This is a genomic window from Aggregatibacter aphrophilus ATCC 33389, from assembly GCF_900636915.1.
Lineage (GTDB): Bacteria > Pseudomonadota > Gammaproteobacteria > Enterobacterales > Pasteurellaceae > Aggregatibacter > Aggregatibacter aphrophilus.
The window spans coordinates 405,414-429,848 of sequence record NZ_LR134327.1; the positions used below are offsets into that span (position 1 = coordinate 405,414).

At 44.2% G+C, this 24,435-nt stretch carries 28 protein-coding genes, 1 pseudogene and 1 riboswitch; of the genes and pseudogenes, 15 read left to right on the forward strand and 14 right to left on the reverse strand.

The genetic code is table 11. The features are described from left to right. Nucleotides 1-25: 25 nt before the first annotated feature. Entirely contained in the window at nt 26-694 is a 669-nt protein-coding gene (locus EL144_RS11475; protein ID WP_005703595.1) for an autotransporter outer membrane beta-barrel domain-containing protein, read from the forward strand. 106 nt (nt 695-800) lie between these two features. On the opposite strand, the gene ribB is transcribed toward EL144_RS11475, so the two are convergent. The 12 genes from ribB to mobA form a co-directional block, all read right to left on the reverse strand. Continuing rightward, nucleotides 801-1,445 carry a 3,4-dihydroxy-2-butanone-4-phosphate synthase gene (gene ribB, locus EL144_RS02150; RefSeq protein WP_005703596.1) on the reverse strand — a complete coding sequence of 215 codons (645 nt, stop codon included), beginning with the start codon at nt 1,443-1,445 and terminating at the stop codon, nt 801-803. 94 nt (nt 1,446-1,539) lie between these two features. Continuing rightward, a riboswitch (FMN riboswitch) is annotated at nt 1,540-1,710 on the reverse strand. 139 nt (nt 1,711-1,849) lie between these two features. Next, the gene (locus tag EL144_RS02155; protein WP_005703597.1) at nt 1,850-2,779 is read right to left on the reverse strand and encodes an AEC family transporter; all 930 of its coding nucleotides are present in this window, start codon (nt 2,777-2,779) and stop codon (nt 1,850-1,852) included. 28 nt (nt 2,780-2,807) lie between these two features. Then, nucleotides 2,808-4,259, reverse strand: coding sequence for a molybdate ABC transporter ATP-binding protein ModF (gene modF / locus EL144_RS02160; RefSeq protein WP_005703598.1), 1,452 nt, complete (start codon nt 4,257-4,259; stop codon nt 2,808-2,810). An 11-nt stretch (nt 4,260-4,270) separates the two neighbouring features. Next, entirely contained in the window at nt 4,271-4,690 is a 420-nt protein-coding gene (locus tag EL144_RS02165) for a DUF4189 domain-containing protein (protein ID WP_005703599.1), read from the reverse strand. Nucleotides 4,691-4,713: 23 nt separating this feature from the next. Further along, nucleotides 4,714-4,929, reverse strand: a complete 216-nt coding sequence (locus EL144_RS11675; RefSeq protein WP_005703601.1) for a DUF4424 family protein — start codon at nt 4,927-4,929, stop codon at nt 4,714-4,716. A gap of 29 nt (nt 4,930-4,958) precedes the next feature. Further along, a complete protein-coding gene (locus EL144_RS02170; protein WP_005703602.1) occupies nt 4,959-5,690 on the reverse strand; it encodes a DUF4424 family protein in 732 nt (243 codons plus the stop codon). 183 nt (nt 5,691-5,873) lie between these two features. After that, nucleotides 5,874-6,110, reverse strand: a complete 237-nt coding sequence (locus tag EL144_RS02175) for a hypothetical protein (protein ID WP_005703604.1) — start codon at nt 6,108-6,110, stop codon at nt 5,874-5,876. A gap of 137 nt (nt 6,111-6,247) precedes the next feature. Beyond that, the gene (locus EL144_RS02180) at nt 6,248-7,912 is read right to left on the reverse strand and encodes a fructose-specific PTS transporter subunit EIIC (RefSeq protein WP_005703605.1); all 1,665 of its coding nucleotides are present in this window, start codon (nt 7,910-7,912) and stop codon (nt 6,248-6,250) included. Between the two features lie 4 nt (nt 7,913-7,916). After that, nucleotides 7,917-8,858: a 1-phosphofructokinase gene (fruK, locus tag EL144_RS02185; protein WP_005703606.1), complete on the reverse strand. Its 942-nt coding sequence runs from the start codon at nt 8,856-8,858 to the stop codon at nt 7,917-7,919. Between the two features lie 2 nt (nt 8,859-8,860). Continuing rightward, nucleotides 8,861-10,399 carry a fused PTS fructose transporter subunit IIA/HPr protein gene (gene fruB / locus EL144_RS02190; RefSeq protein WP_005703607.1) on the reverse strand — a complete coding sequence of 513 codons (1,539 nt, stop codon included), beginning with the start codon at nt 10,397-10,399 and terminating at the stop codon, nt 8,861-8,863. A gap of 108 nt (nt 10,400-10,507) precedes the next feature. Next, on the reverse strand, nt 10,508-11,029 hold the full coding sequence (locus tag EL144_RS02195; protein WP_005703609.1) for a hypothetical protein: 522 nt from the start codon (nt 11,027-11,029) through the stop codon (nt 10,508-10,510). A gap of 110 nt (nt 11,030-11,139) precedes the next feature. Then, a complete protein-coding gene (mobA, locus tag EL144_RS02200) occupies nt 11,140-11,721 on the reverse strand; it encodes a molybdenum cofactor guanylyltransferase MobA (protein ID WP_005703611.1) in 582 nt (193 codons plus the stop codon). A gap of 66 nt (nt 11,722-11,787) precedes the next feature. Here mobA and EL144_RS02205 point away from each other — a divergent pair, with 66 nt between their 5' ends. The 14 genes and pseudogenes from EL144_RS02205 to EL144_RS02270 form a co-directional block, all read left to right on the forward strand. Next, a complete protein-coding gene (locus tag EL144_RS02205) occupies nt 11,788-12,054 on the forward strand; it encodes a YihD family protein (protein ID WP_005703612.1) in 267 nt (88 codons plus the stop codon). A gap of 14 nt (nt 12,055-12,068) precedes the next feature. Continuing rightward, nucleotides 12,069-12,686 (forward strand): thiol:disulfide interchange protein DsbA, encoded by a 618-nt coding sequence (dsbA, locus tag EL144_RS02210; protein ID WP_005703613.1) that lies wholly within the window; start codon nt 12,069-12,071, stop codon nt 12,684-12,686. Between the two features lie 58 nt (nt 12,687-12,744). Continuing rightward, the gene (locus EL144_RS02215; RefSeq protein ID WP_005701977.1) at nt 12,745-13,074 is read left to right on the forward strand and encodes a DUF413 domain-containing protein; all 330 of its coding nucleotides are present in this window, start codon (nt 12,745-12,747) and stop codon (nt 13,072-13,074) included. A gap of 59 nt (nt 13,075-13,133) precedes the next feature. Continuing rightward, a complete protein-coding gene (gene trmA, locus EL144_RS02220; RefSeq protein WP_005703614.1) occupies nt 13,134-14,231 on the forward strand; it encodes a tRNA (uridine(54)-C5)-methyltransferase TrmA in 1,098 nt (365 codons plus the stop codon). Nucleotides 14,232-14,233: 2 nt separating this feature from the next. Next, nucleotides 14,234-14,992 (forward strand): class I SAM-dependent methyltransferase, encoded by a 759-nt coding sequence (locus tag EL144_RS02225; protein WP_005703615.1) that lies wholly within the window; start codon nt 14,234-14,236, stop codon nt 14,990-14,992. Nucleotides 14,993-15,192: 200 nt separating this feature from the next. After that, on the forward strand, nt 15,193-16,893 hold the full coding sequence (locus EL144_RS02230) for a DUF4123 domain-containing protein (protein ID WP_232010640.1): 1,701 nt from the start codon (nt 15,193-15,195) through the stop codon (nt 16,891-16,893). Next, nucleotides 16,886-18,211: a hypothetical protein gene (locus EL144_RS02235; protein ID WP_126379365.1), complete on the forward strand. Its 1,326-nt coding sequence runs from the start codon at nt 16,886-16,888 to the stop codon at nt 18,209-18,211. The genes EL144_RS02230 and EL144_RS02235 overlap by 8 nt, the downstream gene beginning before the upstream one ends. Further along, complete coding sequence (locus EL144_RS02240) at nt 18,212-18,541, forward strand: hypothetical protein (protein ID WP_050332968.1); 330 nt, start codon at nt 18,212-18,214, stop codon at nt 18,539-18,541. Nucleotides 18,542-18,904: 363 nt separating this feature from the next. Further along, nucleotides 18,905-19,042 (forward strand): hypothetical protein, encoded by a 138-nt coding sequence (locus tag EL144_RS11480; RefSeq protein WP_232010641.1) that lies wholly within the window; start codon nt 18,905-18,907, stop codon nt 19,040-19,042. After that, nucleotides 19,039-20,205 carry a hypothetical protein gene (locus EL144_RS02250; protein WP_232010642.1) on the forward strand — a complete coding sequence of 389 codons (1,167 nt, stop codon included), beginning with the start codon at nt 19,039-19,041 and terminating at the stop codon, nt 20,203-20,205. Before EL144_RS11480 ends, EL144_RS02250 begins: the two co-directional genes overlap by 4 nt. Before the next feature lies 1 nt (nt 20,206). After that, nucleotides 20,207-20,566, forward strand: coding sequence for a hypothetical protein (locus tag EL144_RS02255; RefSeq protein WP_005701970.1), 360 nt, complete (start codon nt 20,207-20,209; stop codon nt 20,564-20,566). A gap of 122 nt (nt 20,567-20,688) precedes the next feature. Continuing rightward, a complete protein-coding gene (locus tag EL144_RS02260; RefSeq protein ID WP_232010643.1) occupies nt 20,689-21,066 on the forward strand; it encodes a hypothetical protein in 378 nt (125 codons plus the stop codon). Next, the gene (locus EL144_RS11485; protein ID WP_232010644.1) at nt 21,063-21,392 is read left to right on the forward strand and encodes a hypothetical protein; all 330 of its coding nucleotides are present in this window, start codon (nt 21,063-21,065) and stop codon (nt 21,390-21,392) included. The genes EL144_RS02260 and EL144_RS11485 overlap by 4 nt, the downstream gene beginning before the upstream one ends. A gap of 624 nt (nt 21,393-22,016) precedes the next feature. After that, nucleotides 22,017-22,160, forward strand: a pseudogene (locus tag EL144_RS02270) (class I SAM-dependent methyltransferase); the annotation flags it as partial. 162 nt (nt 22,161-22,322) lie between these two features. Here EL144_RS02270 and murQ read toward each other — a convergent pair. Together murQ and EL144_RS02280 are read right to left on the reverse strand one after the other, a co-directional pair. Further along, complete coding sequence (gene murQ, locus EL144_RS02275) at nt 22,323-23,237, reverse strand: N-acetylmuramic acid 6-phosphate etherase (protein ID WP_005703503.1); 915 nt, start codon at nt 23,235-23,237, stop codon at nt 22,323-22,325. Further along, a complete protein-coding gene (locus EL144_RS02280) occupies nt 23,234-24,364 on the reverse strand; it encodes an anhydro-N-acetylmuramic acid kinase (RefSeq protein WP_005703502.1) in 1,131 nt (376 codons plus the stop codon). Before EL144_RS02280 ends, murQ begins: the two co-directional genes overlap by 4 nt. Between the last annotated feature and the right edge of the window lie 71 nt (nt 24,365-24,435).

Below are 24,435 nucleotides of genomic sequence, written 5' to 3' on the forward strand. Positions count from 1 at the left end.
TCAATTACTCGGTGCCGATTTCAATGTGAACGATACATCCAACGTAGGGGCATTTTTCGGTGCAACAAAAAACACGCATAAAAATGACCGCACTTCCAAAGATCGTGCATTGCATTTAGGCGTATATGGCAACTACGCATTAACCGCCGATCTCAATCTGAAAGCCGGTTTTATTCATACCCGAAGCAAAGACGAAAAACACCTAGCTGTCGCCAACAAACGCAAAACGCACAGTCAAACCGAAGACCTATTCGCCGAATTAGCCTATCGCGGCATACAAAGCGACAGTTTCGCGCTTGAGCCTTATGCGGGCGTAAGTTATCTGCATATCAACACCGACGGTTTCACTCAAGGTGAAATCCGCGTAGCCGACAACAAACGTGACCTATTTGCCACCTCCGTTGGCCTACGCCCAAGCATTCCGTTTAGCTTAGGTGCGGTATCGTTCAGCCTTCAAGGGGATGTGGCCTATCATCGTTTCTATCATGACAAAACGCCACAAGGAGTGATGATCATCAACGATCAGGCGCAAGCTACGCTTTATGGCAACAAGCTCACCAGCCTCATCACCGCAGGCCTTGCCATTCAAGCGAATTTCACTCCGGCATTTAGCTTGAAATTAGGCTATCAAGGCGCTTACAACAATGACACAAAATCTAACGGTGTTAATGCGCAGTTAAAATACGCTTTTTAATTCGCTCAAAATAAAAGTGCCATGAAAATGGCACTTTTTTAATGAATATCCGAAGAAAAGTGCGATGAGTTTTCAACATGAATTTCCTCACTCCACACAAAGCAACTTAACAATTAAATTTTTTCCGATACTTAATCAAATCTTCAATGGTCACAATGGGATAACCATGTTTTTTAACGAATTCAATAAGCTCCGGCGTTCTCGCCATGGTGCCGTTATCATTGGTAATTTCGCAAATCACACCCGCTTCTTTATAGCCGGCCAAACGCGCTAAATCCACAGCAGCTTCAGTGTGTCCATTGCGTTGCAATACACCGTTGGCGGCAGCACGTAATGGGAAAACGTGGCCAGGACGATGCAAATCAGAAGGTTTGGCACCATCAGCAATCGCAGTTTTTATGGTAGTCACGCGATCGGCGGCAGATACGCCGGTAGATACGCCGTTTGCCGCTTCAATGGTGACGGTAAATGCAGTTTTGTTTACGCTGGTGTTGTTGGAAACCATCGGTGGCAAATCTAACTGTTTGCACAATTCATCTTTAATACACAAACACACAATGCCGCTACCGTGGCGGATCAACATTGCCATTTGTTCGGTGGTGATGGTTTCTGCGGGGAAAATTAAGTCGCCTTCGTTTTCACGATTTTCATCGTCTAATACAAGGACGCCATTGCCTTGTTTGAACGCCTCAAGTGCGTTTTTAACGCGCTCCTCAGCAGTACCGAAAGGGGCTAATAATGACTGATTCATAGTAAATACCTTTTTTATAAAATTAATGAATACCAGAATCAGGGCGAATGGATAAAAAGGACGACACAGGTCTTTCGCAAAACCTGTGCTGCTTTTTTATTCTCTTTCATCCAGACTATCACTGTCGGCTTTGGATTCACACCAAATCTGCTGACTTTGAGAAAAACATGGGAAAAATCACCCGCACTTTTGTCTCAAACGCTCGTGGGCTTACGTTAACACGCTCACCACCGGTAGGGACTTTCACCCTGCCCTGAGAATGCTTGCGTAGTATAACGCAAAGGAAAGGGCGATAAAATCGGTTTTTGGGGAAATCATGAATCAGATAGAAAAAGAATAGAAACAAGCAGAGTTGAATTAAAATTCAAAGGTATCGTAAAACACCTAAAAAAACGACCGCACTTTTACCACAACTGATACAACGCAATGATCAATGGCATGGTGAACATACAAAGCATGGTGGTGACGCCGTAGATGGCACTGGCTTTTTGTGCGTTGTTGCCAAAAATCAGTGCCATTTGTGTCACGGTAGAGGCCGCAGGGCTGGTGGTGGCGAGGAAACTGATGAGCGCAATGGTTTCACCGTTTTCAACCCAATCGGCGAAACCACAGACTTTCACGATGACCAACAATATTAATGGAATCATAATCAAGCGCAAAAAAGTCACCAAATAAATGCGCTTAGAGGAAAGAATTGTCCGCAACGGAATGGCGGCAATCAACATACCGGCGATTAACATGGCATTTGGACCGATAAACATACCAACAGATGTCAGTGTGCCATTAATCATGTCAGGCAATTTAATCTGTAGGGCAAACATAGTCACCCCAATCATGATAGACCAAATATTAATGTTTTTCAGTACGGTTTTTAGCGTTAAATTGCCTTTCCCAACAATAATCAGACGGCAATGCGTCCAAAATAAAAAGGTCTGTACGATAATAAAACAGCTGGCATAAATCACCCATTCCTTGCCAAACAAGGACATCACCAAAGGAATAATCAAATTGCCCGAGTTGGAATAAATGGACGCGGCGTGTTCAATCGGATCAAGATGAAGCCACCGTTTCAGCAATGCCCCGATGACAATCAGCATGATATGTAAAAAGACGGCCATGCCCAAAGAAAGTAGCAATCCGTCTAAAATTTCCGGCGTGTAAGGAATCTGAAAGGCTTCGATCATCACGGCGGGACTAATGATATATAACCCGATAATAGACAGCGGCTTGCTGTCTTCCGATTTAAGCAATTTGCTTTTCACCAACCCATAGCCCATCAACACAATAAGGGTCAGTTCAACGATTTTCGTGCCGAGAATGAATGCGATATCCATAGTTGTTCTTCGTCAAAATAATTAAAAATCACACCGCACTTTGTTTATAAACGTATCCATCGCCTTGCGGGATAAATTCAAACACATGCGTAATGCAATTCGGCGCGTCCTGATCTTGGTGGGACACGAAGAGTAGTTGGGTTTGACTATTATTCACCAGTTGTTCGATAAAGTGCTTTACCAGTTTGCGATTCATGCCGTCGAGGCCTTGCAACGGTTCATCTAAAATCAATATGGGCGGGTGTTTCACCATCGCGCGGGTAATCAGCAACAAGCGCTGTTGTCCCCAAGAAAGGGAACGAAACGGACGATTTGCCAACGCCTCCATATTCAAGCGCGTAAGCCATTGCATCGCCTTGATCCGCAATGCGCCGGGAACGCTTTGATATACGCCGATGCTGTCAAAAAAGCCCGAAAGAATCACCTCTAACGCAGAACAGTTGACCCGATAATCCATGTGTAACTGACTGCTGACATAACCGATGTTGCGTTTAATCTCCCAAATGGTTTCGCCACTTCCCCGCTGTTTACCGAATAAAACCACATGATTAGCATAAGATTGCGGATGATCGCCGCAAATAAGCGACAATAGCGTAGATTTTCCCGCACCGTTAGGCCCTTTAATCCACCAATTTTGCTCAGGCGCCACTGTCCAATCAAGCCGATTTAAAATGACATTCTCACCATATTGAACGGTAACGTTTTTCAGTTCAAAAGGGGATTGATTCGGCGGTAATTTAATCGGCGACACAGCACTTTCCGGCAACGGCACATCAACGTTTTGTTCCGCATATTGTACCTGTTGAAATAGACTTTGTTGCTCAACTTCGGACCGTTCTCCCTGCAAAATTAACTGGTTGTGATCTAACAACGCCACATGATCAGCAGCAGAAGGAATGTCGGAAAAGCGATTGACGATCAACACCAACGCCATTTTTTCATTGAGCTGTTGTAGCAATTGTTGCCAATCCGACACGGACTGTTGATCCAGTCCTTCAAAAGGTTCATCTAAAATTAATAATTGCGGTTCGGCAACCAATGCCTGCGCCAACAACACTTTGCGGCTCTCGCCGGTAGAAAGCAACATAAACGGACGCTCCAACAACGACGTAATATGCAACAGCGCCGCATAAGAGTCACACAAGGTTTCCTTATCACTACCGTTCAAAATGGTCTGACGTGCGGTTTTGCCGAAATCGTCGGGACTCACCGTGTCGTTGTTACGATCTTTAAAAGTTTGTTCCAGAATTTGCTGTTGCCGTTCAAAAGAAAACAACCCAATGCGTTCAAAATCACAGCGATATTCGCCCGCCTCAAGTGGCAATGCCCCTTGTAACGCTAATGAAAACGCCGTTTTTCCGCTGCCGTTACTGCCCACCACGACCCAATAATCCCGAGTCTTGACACAAAAGTGCAGTAGATTTAGCAAACGTTTTTCATGCAGTCGAAATTGCGCGTTTTCTATATTGAGTTGAGGCATGATTGCTCCTTTTATTTACCACAAGCAGACAGTACCACGGAACAATTTTCCCCATGAACATGACACTGCTGCAAAGCTTTCTCTTCCGCTTTTTCCGGGTCTCGATAGCCGACTTGTGCCATGCCATAAATATTGGGTTGCTGCCCGACGGCGAGTGCTACACAAACATGATTGCCGGAAGCCACAACGCGGCAATCTTGGGTTTTGTCATCGTTTGATGCCTGCACACATCCCTGCAAGGCAGCCCTTTCAGCCGCTTTGCTCATATTATTGTCACCGTAACCAAAGGCACCGGTATGCGGATTATATGCAATGACGCTCCAATGCATAGGAAAGTCTAATTTAGGCGGTTGTGACGGATAAACCCGCTCTTCTTTCCCATAGCTCAATATGCTCCAAAATATTGCCATCATCACCATAAGTTTGCGCATATTTTTACTCCTCATTCACTGTTTTACGGTACATACAACACATCTAAATCCTGTTGTGGCAAGAAATCTTTTTCCTGTACTTGGAATTGTACTACCTTGTCGTTTTGCAAGACTTTCTTCACTTCCCCTTTGCCTTTCCAGCAAAATGACACTAGCTGATCTTTTGGTCGCTCGATGGTTAAGGTGAAATCGGCGATTGGTTTTGCCCAGTTGGCCCCGGTTTTTAAAATATAGCCCAACTGACGATAAGAACCACCGCCCTCAGGAATTAATTTTTTAATGGCATGTTTAAATTCAGGACCAATTGCTCGGTAAACGGTGTCTCCTCACCGAGTTCTAATATAGACGAAATAGACACGCCACCACCGACCAACGGGGCATATTCATGGCTGATGTAAGTCGTGTCGGAAGCTTTAAAGGTTTGCTGCCAACTATAAATAATTTGCCCGCCCCAAAACAGTTCACCTTCATATTTTTCCAATTCAAATTTGGCTAAACGAGGATCTTTACACTTCAAAATTTTATTCTCTGCCGATGCAGATTTGCGCAACCAAGGTTCCATCAATTCTTCCTCAGTTAAACCACAATCTCTGAAAATCGTCGTCACATCATGAGGCACCAATTTTTGTTCCTCTGTCCCTTCTTTTTCTGTTTTATAAAGAAACGCCCGCACATGCACTTGAGGTTTAATTTCCTTACCATTAGCGTAGATTTTAAAGGTATTAATTAACTCTGCTGTATCCGCAAAGTTTCCGTAATCATAAAGAGAAACCTCAGGTAATGGGAATAGCACAGTTTCCGTAATGTCTTTGTCGGTGAGATTTTGATATTTGTAGTCCACCTTAATTTTATCGGGGCTGATAAACAGATTTTCTTTTTGCATGGCAATATTGTCATTTTTGATGTATTCCACGCCACCAGTGGAGACAAACCCCATGCTGTCGTTGGCTTGTGCAGTAAAAGCGAAACAGAGCGCGGTTAAAGCAACGTATTTTTTCATATTGGTCCTCAGGAAATAATGTATTGATGAACGGCGAAAATCATAGCAGGAATTGGTAGGATTAGGGATAAAAAGTGCGGTGGGTTTTGAAAACGTTTTTGAGGCTTTGCTGTGAGTAATACATTACTCTGGTTGGCACGCATCAGAAGACGTGCGCCATCAGAGTAAGCCACTATCTTAGGGCTAAACCTTGCTTTTTGCCCAATTCACTGCCGTTTCAATAGCGTTTCGGGCTTGTGGGCTATTGCGCCAACAGGTTGAACCGGTGATTTCTGCACCGCGTTGAAGAATAAAATCCGGGCTGGTAGCTGCCAGTATTTTGACGTCATCCAACCCCATTTCCGTCAAACGTTTTAAGATCGTTGCACCAATGCCTTTTTGCGACAGAAGGTCGTGTTTTTCAGCTTCACTAAATGGCATATTATCTTCCTTGTGAGGTAAAAGTGCGGTGGATTTTGAAAATGTTTTTTTAGGTTCTGCCGTGGGTAATAAATTACCCACGGTTACACATCCTTCAGCCCCTTTGGGGCCGATTTAAATTCCCCGATGGGGAATGATTAGGCTTCCACCTTTGGTTTAATCACCGCATAAACTACGCCGGTCAACACAGAACCAATGGCAATGGCACCAAGGTACATAAGCGGTTCGGAGACGAACGGAATCACGAATAAGCCACCGTGTGGCGCTTGCAAGGTAATACCTAAACTCATGGAAATCGCCCCCGCAGTGGCACCACCAAGGATGCTACTGATAATCACGCGCAGCGGATCTGCCGCCACAAATGGCAATGCCCCTTCGGAGATAAAACAGAAGCCAAGTACGAAAGAGGCTTTACCCGCATCACGTTGATTGGAGGTGAATTTACTGCGCGCTAACCAAGTGGCGATAGCCATGCCGATTGGTGGCACCATGCCTGCTGCCATTGCCGCTGCCATTGGGGTGTAAACCTGAGAGGCGATCATGCCCACAGAGAAGGTATAAGCCGCTTTGTTTACCGGCCCCCCCATGTCGATACACATCATGGTGCCGATAATCACGCCAAGCACCATGGCATTCACATCGCCCATGGATTTTAGCCACTCACTCAACGCCGTCATGATTTTCGCGACAGGCGGGTTAATGAGATAAATCATGGCTAAGCCGACAATGAAAGACCCCAATAACGGCAAAATTAAGATCGGTTTAAGGGACATCAGGCTTGGTGGTAATTTAATCACATCATTAAGCCCTTTCACCACATAACCCGCAAGGAAGCCGGCGATAATTCCGCCTAAAATCCCCGCGCCTGCGGTCGTTGCCAACATCCCGCCAATTAACCCCACGGCAAGTCCCGGACGGTCGGCGATGGAGAACGCCACATAACCTGCAAACACCGCGATCATTAAGTGGAACGCCGCGCCGCCACCGATATCCATTAAGGCTTTCGGCAAGCCACCTGCGATGTTTTCGTCTTTGAACGCTTCAATACCGAACATGAAGGAAATGGCGATAAGCAAACCGCCCGCCACCACCAACGGCAACATGTGCGATACGCCGGTCATCAGGTGCTTATAGACGCCTTTCTTCTCGCCGCGCTCTTCGGCTTTCGCCGTGGACGTTGCGCCGCCTTCGTAAATTTTGGCTTCTTTAAAGGCTTTATCGAATTCTTGCGCGGTTTTCTTCAACGCAAGTCCGGTGGAGGTGCGATACATTAATTTGCCTTTGAATTTGTCCAACGGCACGTCAATATCCGCTGCCACAAACACCAAATCCGCTGCCGCCACTTCTTCCGCCGTAATTTCATTACCTGCACCCACTTGTCCGCGGGTTTCCACTTTCACCTGCCAGCCTTGTTGTTTGGCGTAGGTTTCGATAGCTTCGGCAGACATGAACGTATGCGCAACGCCTGTCGGGCAAGCGGTCACCGCTACAATATTTTTCATTTTACTGTTAGAAACGACCGCACTTTCGGCAGGCGGAACATAATCCTGCGCCTGTTGAATAGCCTGGTCCAACAAGTTTTCGGGTGCATTGAAATGTTCGTCAATTTTTGCCAAAAACACTTTTTTGCCATTAAATCCGGCATTATTCGGCAAAGCATTCCCAAAAACGACGATTAGATCCGCCGCCTCGGCACTGTCCACGATTTGATGTTGCGCTTGCGCGGCTTTGCTTAGCATTTCACGCAATAAAAAGGCCTTTGCATGACCGAAATTGGCGGTTGGGGTTAAATAAATATGCATAAGATTATCCCTCAATAACTGTCGTTTTGACGTGATTTAAAATAGGATCGAGCAATGTGCGGTCGGCAATCCCGACATTACTTTGCGACACGGCAAAAGCGGAAACCGCACTGGCAAAAGCCAAGGTTTCTTGCTGTGAAAAGCCGTTGATTAAGCCGTAAATCAAGCCCGCCACCATAGAATCGCCGGCACCGACGGTGCTCACCACGTTTTCGCATTTTGGCGGTTGTGCTTGGATCACAGCCTCGTCACTTAACCAAACGGAACCTTGGGCACCCATGGAAATAATCACATTGGCAATGCCTTGTGCTTTTAATTTTTTAGCGGCAGACACAATTTCTTCCAGTGAATTTAAGGTATAACCCACCCAAGCTTCTAATTCGCGGTGGTTGGGTTTCACCAACCAAGGCCGTGCGCTTAAACCTGCGGTTAACGCGGCGTGGCTACTATCCAACACCACTTTTACGCCTGCCTGATGCAATTGTTTTAACCAATCGGCGAACAAGTCCGGCGTCACGCCACGCGGTAAACTGCCGCACACGGCAACGATGTCGAAGGATTTGCAATACGCAAGAGAATCCGCCACAAATTGTTGCCACGCACTTTCACTGATTTCATAGCCTAAAAAGTTTAAATCGGTAACATCCGCGTCGGTTTCGGTAATTTTCACGTTGATACGGGTTTTGCCCGGCACGCGTTGGAATTTATCTTGTAATCCTAGTTTGTCGAATAAGGCAACAAAATCCCCTTGGTTGTCTTCACCGAGAAAACCGCCCACAGTGACGTCAATACCCAAATCTTTTAACACCTTCGCCACGTTAATACCTTTGCCCGCTGGGAAAAGTCCGAGGGTTTCCACGGTGTTGACTTCGCCCAATTCGATACGTTTTAAACGCCCGACCAAGTCATAAGCGGCATTTAAGGTGATGGTTGCGACTTTTGCCATAATTATTCCCCTAATCCTGCGTTAATAGCCTCACCGATACCCGCGATAGCTTGTTGCGCTTGCTCGCCGGTGGCGACAAAACGCAAACGATGGCCTTTCACTACGCCTAACGCCACCACTTTCATCAGACTTTTCGCACTGACCAACGGCGTATCGCGATCAAGATTTTGTACGGCGATATTGGCGTTATATTTTTTTACTTCGTTCACTAACACTGCCGCCGGACGGGCATGTAAACCATGTTCGTTTTTCACTTCAAAAATGCCTTCCACAGATTCACTTGGATTTTCCACCGCACTTTCATTGCTTGGCGCAGAAGTGGCCGGAGCTGCGCCTCCTGCCACCTCGATGGTATCCGGTTCACTTGGCGGCACGGCAGAAACACCTTCGCCGAGACCTGCGGCAATCACTTTGCCGATCGCTTCCATAGCGGCTTGGGCATCATCGCCCTCTGCCACAAAACGCAAACGATGTCCTTGAGTAACACCCAAGGCCACGATTTTCATCAGGCTCTTAGCGTTCACCGATGCCCCACCGCGAGTGAGATTTTCCACAGTAATCTTAGAGGTGAATTTTTTCACTTCGTTAACCAAAATGGCGCTTGGACGGGCGTGTAAACCGTGTTCGTTACGAATGGTAAAGGTGCCGACAACGCTACCGGCAGCCACAGACGGCGCGGCGGAAGCGGTTGAAGTCGTCTGTGTCGTAGCTTGCGGAATCGGCTTGCCGTTTAATGCCGCAGCAATCTGTGCGCTGTCGCCGTTGAGTAACACTTGTTGCACCTGCGGATCCAATAAACGGGCGAGAGTGTCATTTATTTGATCGTTCACATAGGCGACGGTCACCACGCCATGTACGGCCTTATTATTTAATTGGAAGGGTTGAACTGCACGGCTGAAAGCCAGCGCATTCTTTTGATTGCCAACGGCGGCATCGGTCACCCATAAGCCTTGCGCCAACGGCAATGCCGGATTGGCAATGACTTCCGAAACGTATTGATTATTGACCGCACTTTGTTGTTCCAATTTGCCGGCGTTAATGGCGATTAAGGTCAACAGGCTTTGCGTATCCACGTTTAAACTTAAGTTATCGGCATTCACGCTAAAATCGTCCGCTTCGCCCATTAAAATGGCACGGAATTTTTTTACATCAGTCAATGTGGCCAATTTTGCGGCCGTGTCTTCATCGCCGAGAACGTGAGTAAGTTGACGCAATAATGCCAAATGTTCGTCAGAACGCGCCGCAATGCCGATCACCACATAAGCGATATTGCCTTCGCCCCATTCAATCCCTTGTGGAAACTGGAAAATCTGCACACCGGTATCTTTCACCATGCCACGGGTTTCCAAGGTGCCATGCGGAATGGCGATGCCATTGCCTAAAAAAGTCGACGTTTGTTGTTCACGTCCTAACATACCTTGCAAATAGCCATGTTCAACATAACCGGCCTGTTCAAGCGCATTGGCGGCCAGCTCAATCGCTTGTTGCTTATTGTCTGCTTGAGCCGCTAAATGAATGTTACTTTCAGGTAAATTAAACATTCTTTCTCCTTATCAACGAAGTTGAGATGGGGTGCTGAAGAAAGCAAAAACCTTTCAGCTAAAGTTAAAAATACAAAAAAACTGCCGGCAAAAACCGACAGTTTTTTATTATTTCCCCGCGCAAAGTTTAAGTAGTTGTTCGGAACCTTGCACGATATATTCATCATCTTCTGACCGCACTTTACCGCTTTGCAAATCTAACATGGCATCATAAATGCCTTGGGTCAGGCTTGGTGTATTAATGTGGCTCCAACATTGTGGATTTAGTTTGCTGAAATTCGTTTGTAACGCCTCGGCATGAATGACACCACTGTAATAGGCATAAATATCGGAATCTTGACCTTGTGGGCTATAAAGTTTTTCTTTGATTTGTTCAATTGGAATAAGAATTCGACCCAAATACCAATCATTGGCGCCGCTAGCGAAGGAATTTACGTTGTAATTATCATGTACACGATCGCGGTAGGTTTCCACCGTGGCTTCATAAGCGGTGGCGTAGGATTTTTGATCGATGCTCTCTGCGTCTAAGTTAATCACTGTTTTTTTACTGCCCATAAATGGCACATAAGACGAAAGAGAACACGCACTGAGCGTGGCGGCAATAAAAAGAATAGAAAGTTTTTTTAACATAAAAATCCTTGAATTTAACGTAAAGTTACGAAATGAATAAGCCAACGCAAGAAGTGGCAGTCATTATACTGCTTATCCCTTGTTTATCAATAAATAGCTAAGAATAGTTATTATTGCTTCTCAAAACGGGTTAAATCATCCAATGTATTGATATTGGTAAAAGCCTGCTTATTTTCAGAAAAATCCACACTCACCGCACCGTTTTGACGCATAAACTGCAACATTCGTCGTTCGCCTGAAGCCAAATAATCCGCCAACTTGTCTTTTAGGCTACGCGCCATCAAACAAAACGTCGGGTGCTCGCGTTCGCCATCGTGGGCATAAGCAATAGAAACGCCGTGAAAAACGACCGCACTTTTGAGCTTTTCCAACAAATTTTGTGGAAAAAAAGGACAATCACAGGGTACGAATAAGACAAAATCCGTCTCGGATCGTTCCAACGCCGTTAAAATCCCGCTTAACGGCCCTTGAAATCCGGCTATACGGTCGGCAAATACCGCTAATCCATCGGCAGAATATCCCGTGTGATTGCGATTGGCGTTAATGGAAATCTGTTCTACCTGAGTGCGTAAACGCTTGTAAATATGTTGAAACAGCGGTTTGCCGTGTAGCAATTGTAGCCCTTTGTCCGCACCGCCCATACGCTTGGCTTGTCCGCCGGCTAAAATGACGGCACTAATTGAAATTGTCATATTTTCTTCCGAGGTTAATTAAAGTATGATCTCGCCCGTTTATTTCTCAATAATAAGGAAAAGCGTATGAAATGTCATCGCCTGAATGAAGTGTTGGAACTTTTACAGCCTTACTGGTCTAAAGACTCCGATTTATCGTTAATGCAAATTTTACAAAAAATCGCCAACGAAGCCGGGTTTGATAAGCCCCTCGCAGAATTGTCCGATGAAGTCATTATTTACCACTTGAAAATGGCGGGTAAAGATAAATTCGAGCCGATTCCCGGTATTAAAAAAGATTACGAAGAAGATTTCAAAACCGCGCTATTAAAAGCACGCGGTATTATTAAATAAGACAGGATTACAAAATGAAAAAATGGTTATTTTTAGCGCTGGCAGCGACTTTTTCTTTCTCTACCCAAGCCCAAGAATTAACGGAAAACAAAGAATATGTGGTGGTGGAAGGGCAACAACGTAGTGCACAACCTGAAGTGATTGAATTTTTCTCTTTTTACTGCCCGCATTGTTATTCCTTTGAAGCGCAATACCACATCCCACAAAAAATTGCCGAATCCTTACCGGAAGGTACGTCATTCAAGCAATATCATGTGGATTTCTTAGGCCCTCAATCAGAAAATCTCACTCGTGCATGGGCATTGGCCTTAGCCATTAACGCCGAAGAAAAGGTCAAAATACCATTATTTAAAGCGGCACAAACTAATGCGTTAAAATCCATGGACGACATCCGCCAAATTTTCATTGATAACGGCGTATCTGCCGAACAATTTGACGGTGGCATCAACAGCTTCGCCGTGAACGGTTTGGTTACCAAACAACAAAACTTGGTAAAAAAATACCAAGTGCGTGGCGTGCCGGATTTCTATGTTAACGGTAAATATCGTGTGAATATGGAAGGCTTGGCGCATGATGAAAATCATTTTATAGACGAATATGTGCAAACCGTAAAAGGTTTATTGCAAAAATAATGAAAAATTGGTTTAATGCCTGCCGATTTTATTTTCGATACGTATTTTAGAGGATTATATGGCTGAGAGTTTTAGCGTAACCCGTCGTTTTTTCGACGACAAAAATTATCCGCGTGGTTTTGCCCGTCACGGTGATTACACCATCAAAGAAGCACAAGCTTTAGAACAACACGGACAAGCCTTCCGTGCATTGGATGCAGGCGAACGTAAACCGGCAACCAAGGAAGAAAAAGCCTTTGTAGCATTTTGTCGTGGTGAGCGCGCACCGGAAACTTTCTTCGAGAAAACCTGGAATAAATATCGCAGCCGCATTTCCTCCAACAAACGCCTTTACACGTTATCCGGCGTGGTTGGCGTGGACAACCTGGACGACTACTCGGCAGACTAAACCACTTAAATAACAATCAGAAGGCTTGGAATTCCGAGCCTTTTGTTTTACTTATCACCATGCAGAATTTACCCGTAACCCACTATTCCGCTCTGCTTGCAGAAAAACAAGAAAAACTGACCGCACTTTTGGCGCCATTTAACGCGCCTAATTTGCAAGTGTTCGCCTCGCCTACACAACATTTCCGTATGCGTGCGGAATTTCGCATTTGGCACGAAGGCGATGATTTCTACCACATTATGTTTGACCAACAGAGCAAACAACGTTATCGGGTAGATAATTTTCCTATCGCAAGCGAACTGATTAATCGTACGATGATGGCGTTGTTACCGTTGTTGAAACAGCAAACGGTATTACACCACAGACTGTTCCAAATCGATTATTTAAGCACGCAAAGCCAACACATTATCGTCAGTTTGTTGTATCACAAAGCCTTGGATGAAGATTGGCAAACCGCTGCGCAAACCTTGCGTTCACAACTCCAACAGCAAGGTTTTAACGTGCAAATTGTCGGACGTGCCAGCAAGCAGAAAATCTGTCTGGAACAGGATTATGTGGATGAAATCCTACGCGTTCACGGTAAAGACTACATTTATCGCCAAGTGGAAAACAGCTTCACGCAACCGAATGCGACAGTGAATAGCAAAATGTTGGAATGGGCGGTGGATTGCACCCGCAATAGCCACGGGGATTTATTGGAACTTTATTGCGGCAACGGCAACTTTTCCATTGCATTAGCACAAAATTTCCGCAAGGTGCTGGCCACAGAAATTGCCAAGCCTTCGGTAGCCGCCGCGCAATTTAACATCGCGGCGAATCAGATAAACAACTTACAAATCATCCGAATGTCAGCCGAAGAATTCACGCAAGCGATGCAGGGCATACGCGAATTTAATCGCTTAAAAGGCATTGATTTGAAAGCCTATGAATGCAACACCATTTTCGTTGATCCGCCACGGGCCGGCTTAGATGCGGATACCGTTAAACTGGTACAACAATATGAGCGCATTTTGTATATTTCCTGCAACCCGCATACGTTGTGCGACAACCTGCAAACGCTCAACCAAACCCATCATATTGAAAAAGCCGCATTGTTCGATCAGTTTCCTTACACGGAACACATGGAAGCGGGCGTTTGGTTGGTGAGAAAAGAATAAACATGAACATCCAACTCCTCTGCGAAACCAAAACACCGCAAAAACCAACCGCACTTTTTGCCGAAGCCGGCTTAACGCATGATCCGAACAGCCCGTTGGCGTTAGTATGGACGGAAGCGGAAGGCACAGAACGCTTGGAATTACGCAAATTAGACGAACCGAAACTGGGTGCGGTGTTTGTGGATTTTGTCGGCGGCACCATGGCACATCGCCGCAAATTTGGCGGCGGGCGTGGAGAAGCGGTGGCAAAAGCGGTAGGCATTAAACAAGATAATTTACCTACGGTCATTGACGCCACGGCAGGCCTAGGGCGTGATGCCTTTGTATTGGCGGCGCTCGGTTGCCAAGTGAAACTCCTTGAACGCCACCCGGTCGTTCGTTTGTTATTACAAGACGGTTTGCAACGTGCTTATGCCGATGAAGAAATCGGCCCTTGGATGCAACAAAATATGCAACTGTTGCCTTATCAACACATCAATCAACTGAATCCTGACTCGGATTTCGCTGACGTAGTGTATCTCGACCCCATGTACCCACACAAAGCCAAAAGCGCCTTGGTGAAGAAAGAAATGCGCGTGTTTCAACATTTAGTCGGTGCCGATTTAGATGCGGACGAACTGCTTGCGCCCGCACTCCAACTCGCCCGTCATCGCGTCGTGGTCAAACGCCCCGACTACGCTGATTTTCTCGCGCAAAAAGCATCGCACTTTTCCCGCGAAACCAAAAACCATCGCTTTGATGTGTATGTGAAGCATGGGTAAATTCGCTCATCCTCATATAGAAGATTTACTCTCGCTAATATATTAAAAAATATCGCTTTTCTTATCTCCTACTGACTATGTTAAGATACGCCCATTCAATCAAGAAGCGCGAAGATTATTTCATTATGCATAAAGAAAGCGACATCATTTGGGTTACGTACTATCGCCTTATTCCTATAGACTCTCCCAATAAGCAATATATGGGCTATATTGCCGGATTAGCAGGAAACCAAGAAAGCTATCAGGAGGCGGTAAAAACTTTCCTTACGAAAAATGAACTGCAAGGCGATGCACAACTTGCGCCACAGCCTATTCAAACTTGGTTTACCCGACACGGGTTTTCCGCCCCCTTATGGCGACTGGCACAACAAATATCACGACGAAATCCAATTATCTTATTTAAAGAAGATGAGCTATCGGCTGAAGCCATTGGTAGCAATATAGATTATCTTGTACCACAATCCGTTACCTTTGAGCCTTTTCCGGACATATTTACCGATAACGCACTCCCAGGCATTTTAAAAACAGACTTTTTTGCTCAACTAATAGGGTTAGATGAATTACATACCTTCGCAAATAAGGACGTTGATCCACCTCATTTATCACAACCGGGTAAACATTATTATGCTGTCATTGATGCTGCAAAAGTCGTCGGTTACCCCTCCTTACTGCAAGGCGCGGGAAGACTTGCCAATCTTTATAAAGGGAAAACAGGTGAGACATTGGAAAATGCTGCCCCCTATCTCTTTGAATTCGATCCGAGCAATAGTGGCAGCATAGCGCTCTTACAAAAATTATTTAGAAAAATGGAAAGCCCTGTATTAAGTCACTGGGAAGCAAACCCGGCAATTTTTATCCGCAGCGATAAAGACTTTGATACGGTTTATCATCACCTCAGAAAATTTACGCATCTCCATGAACCAGAAACAGAAAAATGGTATTTCTTTCGTTTTTATGATCCACAGGTTTTAGGTGCCTATTTACCACTGCTTTCCCGGTATCCGTCTAATCTTGCTGCCTTATTCGGATGTAAAAATGAGGACTGCGTTATTGACGCATTCGGTCTGCGTCTTGAAAACGAATTTATTACATTCACATTAAATCCGTTACCGGAAAATATCATTCCGGCAAAAATTGAGTTCGGCAAAATCGAGAATCATGCTATCCGTACGTTACTCTTAACGAAATTTAAATGCCAATTGATAGCCCTCTATGCAACCAATCATCCGAACAGATTCCGTACGTTAAAGGACACACACAAATCAGCTTTCGTCGAACACGTTTATGCTGCCGCGCTTTCTCATCAAGTCGTTCGCCCGGCCGACATTGCCTATTTCGGACATATCATGCTTTATTTGGGCGCATATTGGTATGAAGACCCGCTTTATCATTTTATTCATCAATATCTCAACCATGAGCGGCAACCGGCAGACCGCCGCATGGAGCACATCACACACACATTTAATCAGGCAATGCCGACGATTCTTGGTAAACAATTAGAAAATAGCATTCAAATGGCCAACACCTTGTTCAACTGGTACGTCATTCAACCGCAAGGAGGATTGTCTGTGAATAATGTGGTGCAACAAGTTGCACAAATCGCCCGACCTTACTTCTCACACTATGTGACGGAAAAACAATTCATCGCCCATATTCACCAATCTCTCACCTACGCACAAAAACAATTTGGCATTACTCAAGAGCATCAACAAGGGGCATGGTTGCTATTAACTCTTGTATTGGGTATAGGGTTTGACCGTGACCCGCTAATGCCTTGGGCCGGGAAAATTCTCAATAGCGATAAACCGATTTCGGAAAAACTAGAACAGCTCTTGCAAATGCTTCAAAAGCGGGCAAATAAAATGCTCGCAGTAACTAAGGAGAACCCATTATATGTATAAAGTGTCGGAAGAAGCCAAAACAGGGATGCACGCCACCCCCGAACAAATGGGTGACAAACTGGAAGGCTTGCCTAATGATATTACCCGTTGTAGCGATGAATGCCCGTTTTCGGTTAACATTCGGGTATTACCGAGTACGTTGACGCCACTTGAGCTCGAAGCCTTTAATATTGAGGCTTGGGAGGCGTGGTATAACGACAGTAAAAATCTTAATCCTTATGTTCCCGTCCCCGGTGAAAAAGGTGAGGAAAAGATTAATGTCGAAATCACGGTACAACAGCGCGATGTGGAAAGTCTTTATGTTGAGATTATCCGAATCGCCCCTGACACCATAAAGAGCGGTCAAATTTTAAAACGTTTCCAGTTGGCGAAAAGCGACGCGAAAAAACTGAAAGAAGGGAAAGGTAAAGTAGAGGTTGGCACTTACCTTTGGGAATGGGACGGTTATATTGATGACGTGCTGGATACGAAGCTGTTGAAAGATGAAACCACTTATATTCGTGCGGTGGGTATAATTGGTTCTGCGTTTAAAGATGACGCCGTACAACTTCTTGCCCAACCCTTTAAAGAATGTGCCGAGCCGGTGGATTGGTTGGATGTGCAGGTTAACCGTAATGCAAAAACCGTTAATGTGGAATGGCGGGTGGCGTTTGATGATGGGCATAAGATATACAAAAGACCTTCTGGAGCACCTAGTTTTAACGAATTAATAAATTTATGTCTAGATGGAATTAGAAATCATTGGGAAGGAAAAATTAATACAAGTAAAGGGCTATATTTTGTAACAGTAAAACCGATTTACGATAAACTTATGACAAAACATATCGCACCTTCACTGACATTACGAGTAAGCAATGATCCAAGGGGTGATCGCTCGGTTAATTCCTCCTGTGCTTGTGGTATCTTACCTAGAATAGCCCGAGGGGTAACACATTTAATTGACGATATTATACCTGCTGCAGATATGACCATGGTCTGGTATCTTAATGGAATCCCAGGTTGGGATGATTCATATAAAATGCTTAAATTTATGCAAACTGCAGCACATGAATCAGGGCATCCAATCTTAGCGAGTTATGCATACAAGAGTACAGGACTAAGCAATTACTCTTGGATACATAAAGGGAGCTCCAAGGGAGTTATGAGCGGTTATGCAGTACCAGAGAAGGGAGAAAAAGGGTATGAAGATTATCTTAGTGGAGATGCTGATTTAATGAAATATTACAAGGTTCATATCCACCCAACTTTATTCAAAGCAAATGAATATGACATAAAAAGTATGATATGGTTAAGCAAGTTAAATTTAGGGAGATTATAAATGAAAAATATCTTTATAATTTTATATACATTATTAATAACCTCTTGTTTCAATTTTGAGCCATTAGAAAGCACAATTTTTTTTAAAAATAACTGCGCTTACAAAATAGAAGTTTATGGTGGTAATAATATCCACCCTAATAAATTCATACTAAAAGAGGGGGAAAGCATGGGATTTTCTGGCGCTAGCAAGCTTTCCCAAAATAATGACAAATTTTTTGTTATAAACGGAATAAAAAAAAGCTTCTTTATTTCACCCGATTCTCATGAATATAATCAAATTCTTATAGCTTGTCCCGAAAACACCAAACTAACAAGCAATGGGAACTAGATAAAAACCAATTAACTAAAAAGTTTGAAGAGCGCAAAATTTTTCATAAAACAACCGAAAAATCAAGCGCTCTTTTTTATTTATCTCCATCCATAATACCTTCCGATATATAACCAGCCCATATTCACCAATCTCTCGCCTATGCCCCAAAACAATTTGGCATTACTCAAGAACATCAACAAGGCGCATGGTTGCTATTAAGCCTTGTATTGGGTATAGGGTTTGACCGTGACCTACTAATGCCTTGGGCCGGGGAAATTCTCAATAGCGATAAACCGATTTCGGAAAAACTAGAACAGCTCTTGCAAATGCTTCAAAAGCGGGCAAATAAAATGCTCGCAGTAACTAAGGAGAACCCATTATATGTATAAAGTGTCGGAAGAAACCAAAATAGGGATGCATGCCACCCCCGAACAAATGGGTGACAAACTGGAAGGCCTACCCGTTGTAGCGATGAATGCCCGTTTTCGGTTAAGATTCGGGTATTACCGAGTACGTTGACGCCACTTGAGCTCGAAGCCTTTAATATTGAGGCTTGGGAGGCGTGGTATAACGACAGTAAAAATCTTAATCCTTATGTTCCCGTCCCCGGTGAAAAAGGTGAGGAAAAGATTAATGTCGAAATCACGGTACAACAGCGCGATGTGGAAAGTCTTTATGTTGAGATTATCCGAATCGCCCCTGACACCATAAAGAGCGGTCAAATTTTAAAACGTTTCCAGTTGGCGAAAAGCGACGCGAAAAAACTGAAAGAAGGGAAAGGTAAAGTAGAGGTTGGCACTTACCTTTGGGAATGGGACGGTTATATTGATAACGTGCTGGATACGAAGCTGTTGAAAGATGAAACCACTTATATTCGTGCGGTGGGTATAATTGGTTCTGCGTTTAAAGATGACGCCGTACAACTTCTTGCCCAACCCTTTAAAGAATGTGCCGAGCCGGTGGATTGGTTGGATGTGCAGGTTAACCGTAATGCAAAAACCGTTAATGTGGAATGGCGGGTGGCGTTTGATGATGGCGGTGTGTCGGGAAAAGCCAATGCGGATACGCCGTCTTTTGAAGAGTTAAAAAGATTAGCGATTGAGGGAATCAAAAAACACTGGGGCGGACAGATTCATACGACTAAAGGCAGTTATGTTGTGACGGTTAATCCTGTATTGGCCACGAAAAAAGCAGCACCTTCGTTGACGTTGCAAGTGGAAATGGGAAAATCTGCTCCTCGTTCAGTAAATGGTTCTTGTGTTTGCGGCATTATTGGAAGTATTGTTAATAGTGCTGGAAGAGGGAAAGGGGGGGTAATTGACTCAACAAGAGTGTGGTACCTTTACGGATATTGGAGAAGACTTGGTTATGGTCTTGATATAATAGAAAATGACTTCAGCATGACAGCCGCTCACGAGATAGGCCATCCTGTTTTGGCGAGTTACGCTTATAAAAGCACAGGAATAAATAATTATTCTTGGGTTCACAAAGGAAGTGCTAAAGGATTTAGCTTATTCGGGGGACATAAAACAGCAGAATATGGAGAAAAAGGATATGAAAGAATAAAGGGCGATTTAATGAAATACTATCCCGAATATGATTTTGATTATAAAAATATTAAATCTGTTGAATATGACGTAAAGAGCGTAGTATGGCTTTCTAAATTGAAACTTGGAGGATAAAATGCTTCAACGTATTATTTTTATATATTCATTACTTCTAATTGCTTCGTGCTTGCCTTTTGAGCCATCAAAAGGAGGAGTTACATATTACAATTTTTGCCCTAATACAATAAGTATTAGCTCCGATGATAACACTCTTGATGATATATCTTTAGAAAGAAATCAGCACGAAAACCGTTTCTTTGTATATAGCGATAACACTAATGAGATGAACACCACTTTTAAAAAGCGTTATTTTATAGAAAATAGTATAAAAAAGAGATTTCATATTGATCGTTATTTAGAAGCGCGCTACAACTTAGTTGCCTGCGTTGAGAATGCTAAACCTACAGGTGATGGCAACTGGATAAAAGCTAACTAATTAGGAAGTTTAAATATTTAAAGAGCGAGAGATTTTTCATAAAACAGCTGAAAAATCGACCGCTCTTTTTGTATTTCTCGACACGCGTCAGGAGACGCACGCCATCAAGGAGACTAGGAAATTTGTTTTCTGATGTGACAAGAGTTTGGTATCTTCAGGGATACTATGAGCATTATAGTTCTAAAAGTGATGCCTATGATGACTTTATGCTGACAGCAGCACATGAATCAGGACATCCTATATTGGCTAGCTATGCATATAAAAGCACAGGATTAAATAATTACTCTTGGGTACACAAAGGAAGTTGCAAAGGTGTATTAAGTGGTTATGATACCCCGGAAAAAGGTGAAAAGGGACATGAATCTAACCCTCAAAAAGGCCATGTAGATTTGATGAAATATTATAACTATCGTATTGCTCCTAGCCTATTTAGAGCAATAGATTATGATCTTAAGAGTTTAATATGGCTCTCCTTTGTAAAATTTGGAGGGAAAAAATGAAAAATAATAGATATACATATATTAGTGCATTTTTGCTAGTAGCTTGTGTTCCTTTTGAACGTGTCAATACAAATGTAATTTATGAAAATTTATGTCCTTATAAAATTGAAATTCATGACCCAATGGCTGTTCCTGAAAATTTTTCGCTAGATAAAAAGGAGCACAAACAATTTATTACACATGCGCAACCCAGCAATATTCAAGACTCATTAATTAATGTCTCTTATCAAGCGAAGAATAAAGATCATAAATTTCATATTGAGAATCCAAATAAGCATATTTATAAATATGATAGCCTGCCCAGAGAATATCCAATCCACAAGTGATGAAAATTAGATAAAACCGATTAATTCGCCCAACAAAAAATTAAATAGCGCAATATTTTTTATAAAACAATCGAAAAATTGACCGCTCTTTTTATATGTTTGGACATGCGTCAGTAGGCGCCACCATCAAGAGAGATTAATAAAAATAGGAAGTTTAAAATGAGAAAATTTGTACTATTTAATATTTGTCCATTTTTAATATCATGTTTACCCATTGAACCGCTACCTACCACAGGGTATTTTCTTCATAATCAATGTCCATATGATATTGAATACCATACTTATACCCCAAATTTAAAAAGTTCAGAACAAGGATATATAAATAACAAATTAACCATATCCTCTGGGGATAAAAAATCATTTCTATTTTATTTCAAATATAATCCTAATGAGAAAGGATATACAGAATTTAAATTTATAAAAGGCAACATAGAAGTGCCGTACAATAAAATAATTGATGAGACAAGCAATGTAAAAAGAATATATATAACAACATGCCATAATAAGATATAGGAAACACCCTATTTATAAAACACCTGGGAGATCAAGCGCTCTTTTTGTATTTCTGGACACGCGTCAGGAGACGCTCATTATCAAAGTTTCAGCATTTAGTCAGTACCAAGAATGCTTGCTCCCGCACTCCAACTCGCCCGTCAGCGCGTCGTAGTTAAGCGCCCCGACTACGCTGATTTTCTCGCGCAAAAAGCACCGCACTTTTCCCGCGAAACCAAAAACCATCGCTTTGATGTGTATGTGAAGCATGGGTAGTTTAATTTTTATATAAATTCCCTCTTTACCCCCATGCCCCGCTCCTCCATGCCGGGCCCCGGCCGAACCGTGAAGTTGGGTTTGACGGCAACCTTCTAAGCAAAAGTGCGGTGAAAATTCATCGTAAATTTTCACCGCACTTTCGTTATTAATGCTCGTTTCTTAGCTAGCTAGCGCCGATTGCAATCTCCCCTGATTCTGCGCTAAAGCGGTTTCTGCCTGTGTTTTATCTAATCCGCTCAACAACATCATGATGGCCAATTTGGCGTTGCCTTTGGTGGTGTGTAAGGTTTGTTCGGCGGTGGTCTGGTCGCAGTCGGTGGCTTGCATGACGATATGAATGGCGCGGGCTTTAAGTTTTTGGTTGGTAGCTTGTACATCCACCATGAGGTTTTGGTAGCATTTACCGAGACGGATCATGGCGGCGGTAGTAAGCATATTCAGTACCATTTTTTGTGCCGTGCCGGATTTTAAGCGACTGGAGCCCGTCAACGCCTCAGGGCCAACAGCGATGGTGATGGCGATGTCGGCAATGTCGCTCATGACGGCGTTCGGGTTACTGACTAAAGAAACCGTGGTGGCGCCAAGTTGTTTGGCATAGTTTAAGCCACCGATGACATAAGGCGTACGACCACTGGCAGCGATACCCACCAGCACATCCTTGCGACTAAAATTAATATGGCGTAAATCCTGTTCGCCCGCCGCCAAATTGTCTTCCGCCCCCTCTACGGCGTTGCGCAATGCAGTTTCGCCACCGGCAATTAATCCCACTACCATGCTTGATGGTACACCAAACGTCGGCGGGCATTCAGAAGCATCCAACACGCCAAGGCGCCCGCTGGTACCGGCACCCATATACACCAAACGGCCGCCCGCCTGAAATGCCGCCACAATGCGTTCTACCGCCTGCGCGATTTGCGGCAGATTTTTTTCCACCGCCAACGCCACCAATTTGTCTTCGTTATTTAATAAGGTCACGATATCCAGCGACGGCAAAGAATCAATGTGCAGGGTATTTGGGTTGCGTTGTTCGCTTAGCATCTTTTCAAGGCTATTTAATAAATTGTGTTCGCTCATACGTGTTTCTCCGCCTGAAAAATAGCGCCCAAACTGACCGCACTTTTGGCGCCGGTCACGCTTGGTAGGTTGGAAGGTAGGTTATGAATGCGTTGATAAGCAAGCCAGGCAAACGCGGCCGCTTCTACATAATCAATATCCAATCCGACATCATCGGTTTTGTGCAACTGCCAGTTTGGCAACAAGGCTTGCAGACGAGCCATCAACGCCCCATTTTTCGCCCCACCGCCACAAACCAACAAACGAGGTGGCAACGGTGTTGCTATTTGGCGTAAGGCAAGAGCAATGCTTTGTGCGGTAAATTCAAGTAAGGTGGTTTGCACATCTTGCGGCGGGATGTCGCCTTCAAGTGCGGTGGTTTTGGCGAGCGTTTTTTCAAGCCACGCCAAATTGAATAACTCGCGCCCGGTGCTTTTCGGCGGCGGCAGTTGGAAATAAGGTTCATCCAACATTTTTGTTAATAAATCCGACTGCACTTTGCCCCCGCGCGCCCATTGCCCGTCGGCATCAAAAGTATGACCAAGATGGCGGGCTATCCAACCATCCATCAGCGCATTGCCCGGGCCGGTGTCGTAGCCGATGATTGGCTGATTCGGCAACAGCACGGAAATATTACTAATACCTCCGATATTCAACACCACCGTCGCCCACTGTTCGTCATAAAATAACGCTTGGTGGAAGGCGGGCACCAACGGCGCCCCTTGCCCGCCAAACGCCATATCTTTACGCCGAAAATCCCCTACTACGTCAATGTCGGTGCGTGCGGCAAGCAGGTTCATATCACCTAACTGCATGGTGAACGGAAAATCGCCCGACGGCGCGTGCCACACGGTTTGTCCGTGGCAGCCGATAGCGCGGATGCGATGCGATTGAAGGTGGTGTTCGGCGAGGAAGCGATTCACGCTGTCGGCATACAATAATGCCAAACGTTGATCCAACTCACCTAATTGTTGCAATGTGGTGCTGCCCTCAGAAACTAATTGCAATAAATCTTGTCGTAAATCCGTTGGCATCGGCGTAAATTGACCGACGATAAATTGCGATTGTTCAGCGAATGCCATCAGAGCTATGTCCACACCGTCCAAACTGGTGCCGGACATGATGCCAAGATAATATTCCTGTTGCATTTTGCACTTATCCTTAACTTAACTCAAAATTGCAAGAATGATATACTAGCGCGTAATTTTTAGCGAACAAA

Excerpts from the sequence above, each read along its gene's own strand:
- fruK (WP_005703606.1), bottom strand. The coding sequence starts at position 8,858 with ATGGCAAAAGTCGCAACCATCACCTTAAATGCCGCTTATGACTTGGTC.
- EL144_RS02170 (WP_005703602.1), bottom strand. The coding sequence starts at position 5,690 with ATGAAAAAATACGTTGCTTTAACCGCGCTCTGTTTCGCTTTTACTGCA.
- EL144_RS02175 (WP_005703604.1), bottom strand. The coding sequence starts at position 6,110 with ATGCCATTTAGTGAAGCTGAAAAACACGACCTTCTGTCGCAAAAAGGC.
- fruB (WP_005703607.1), bottom strand. The coding sequence starts at position 10,399 with ATGTTTAATTTACCTGAAAGTAACATTCATTTAGCGGCTCAAGCAGAC.
- EL144_RS02205 (WP_005703612.1), top strand. The coding sequence starts at position 11,788 with ATGAAATGTCATCGCCTGAATGAAGTGTTGGAACTTTTACAGCCTTAC.
- EL144_RS02225 (WP_005703615.1), top strand. The coding sequence starts at position 14,234 with ATGAACATCCAACTCCTCTGCGAAACCAAAACACCGCAAAAACCAACC.
- EL144_RS02195 (WP_005703609.1), bottom strand. The coding sequence starts at position 11,029 with ATGTTAAAAAAACTTTCTATTCTTTTTATTGCCGCCACGCTCAGTGCG.
- trmA (WP_005703614.1), top strand. The coding sequence starts at position 13,134 with ATGCAGAATTTACCCGTAACCCACTATTCCGCTCTGCTTGCAGAAAAA.
- mobA (WP_005703611.1), bottom strand. The coding sequence starts at position 11,721 with ATGACAATTTCAATTAGTGCCGTCATTTTAGCCGGCGGACAAGCCAAG.
- murQ (WP_005703503.1), bottom strand. The coding sequence starts at position 23,237 with ATGAGCGAACACAATTTATTAAATAGCCTTGAAAAGATGCTAAGCGAA.
- EL144_RS02255 (WP_005701970.1), top strand. The coding sequence starts at position 20,207 with ATGCTTCAACGTATTATTTTTATATATTCATTACTTCTAATTGCTTCG.
- EL144_RS02165 (WP_005703599.1), bottom strand. The coding sequence starts at position 4,690 with ATGCGCAAACTTATGGTGATGATGGCAATATTTTGGAGCATATTGAGC.
- EL144_RS02215 (WP_005701977.1), top strand. The coding sequence starts at position 12,745 with ATGGCTGAGAGTTTTAGCGTAACCCGTCGTTTTTTCGACGACAAAAAT.
- EL144_RS02280 (WP_005703502.1), bottom strand. The coding sequence starts at position 24,364 with ATGCAACAGGAATATTATCTTGGCATCATGTCCGGCACCAGTTTGGAC.
- EL144_RS02180 (WP_005703605.1), bottom strand. The coding sequence starts at position 7,912 with ATGCATATTTATTTAACCCCAACCGCCAATTTCGGTCATGCAAAGGCC.
- EL144_RS02235 (WP_126379365.1), top strand. The coding sequence starts at position 16,886 with ATGTATAAAGTGTCGGAAGAAGCCAAAACAGGGATGCACGCCACCCCC.
- EL144_RS11480 (WP_232010641.1), top strand. The coding sequence starts at position 18,905 with ATGTATAAAGTGTCGGAAGAAACCAAAATAGGGATGCATGCCACCCCC.
- ribB (WP_005703596.1), bottom strand. The coding sequence starts at position 1,445 with ATGAATCAGTCATTATTAGCCCCTTTCGGTACTGCTGAGGAGCGCGTT.
- EL144_RS11485 (WP_232010644.1), top strand. The coding sequence starts at position 21,063 with ATGAAAAATAATAGATATACATATATTAGTGCATTTTTGCTAGTAGCT.
- EL144_RS02240 (WP_050332968.1), top strand. The coding sequence starts at position 18,212 with ATGAAAAATATCTTTATAATTTTATATACATTATTAATAACCTCTTGT.
- EL144_RS02230 (WP_232010640.1), top strand. The coding sequence starts at position 15,193 with ATGGGCTATATTGCCGGATTAGCAGGAAACCAAGAAAGCTATCAGGAG.
- EL144_RS02155 (WP_005703597.1), bottom strand. The coding sequence starts at position 2,779 with ATGGATATCGCATTCATTCTCGGCACGAAAATCGTTGAACTGACCCTT.
- modF (WP_005703598.1), bottom strand. The coding sequence starts at position 4,259 with ATGCCTCAACTCAATATAGAAAACGCGCAATTTCGACTGCATGAAAAA.
- dsbA (WP_005703613.1), top strand. The coding sequence starts at position 12,069 with ATGAAAAAATGGTTATTTTTAGCGCTGGCAGCGACTTTTTCTTTCTCT.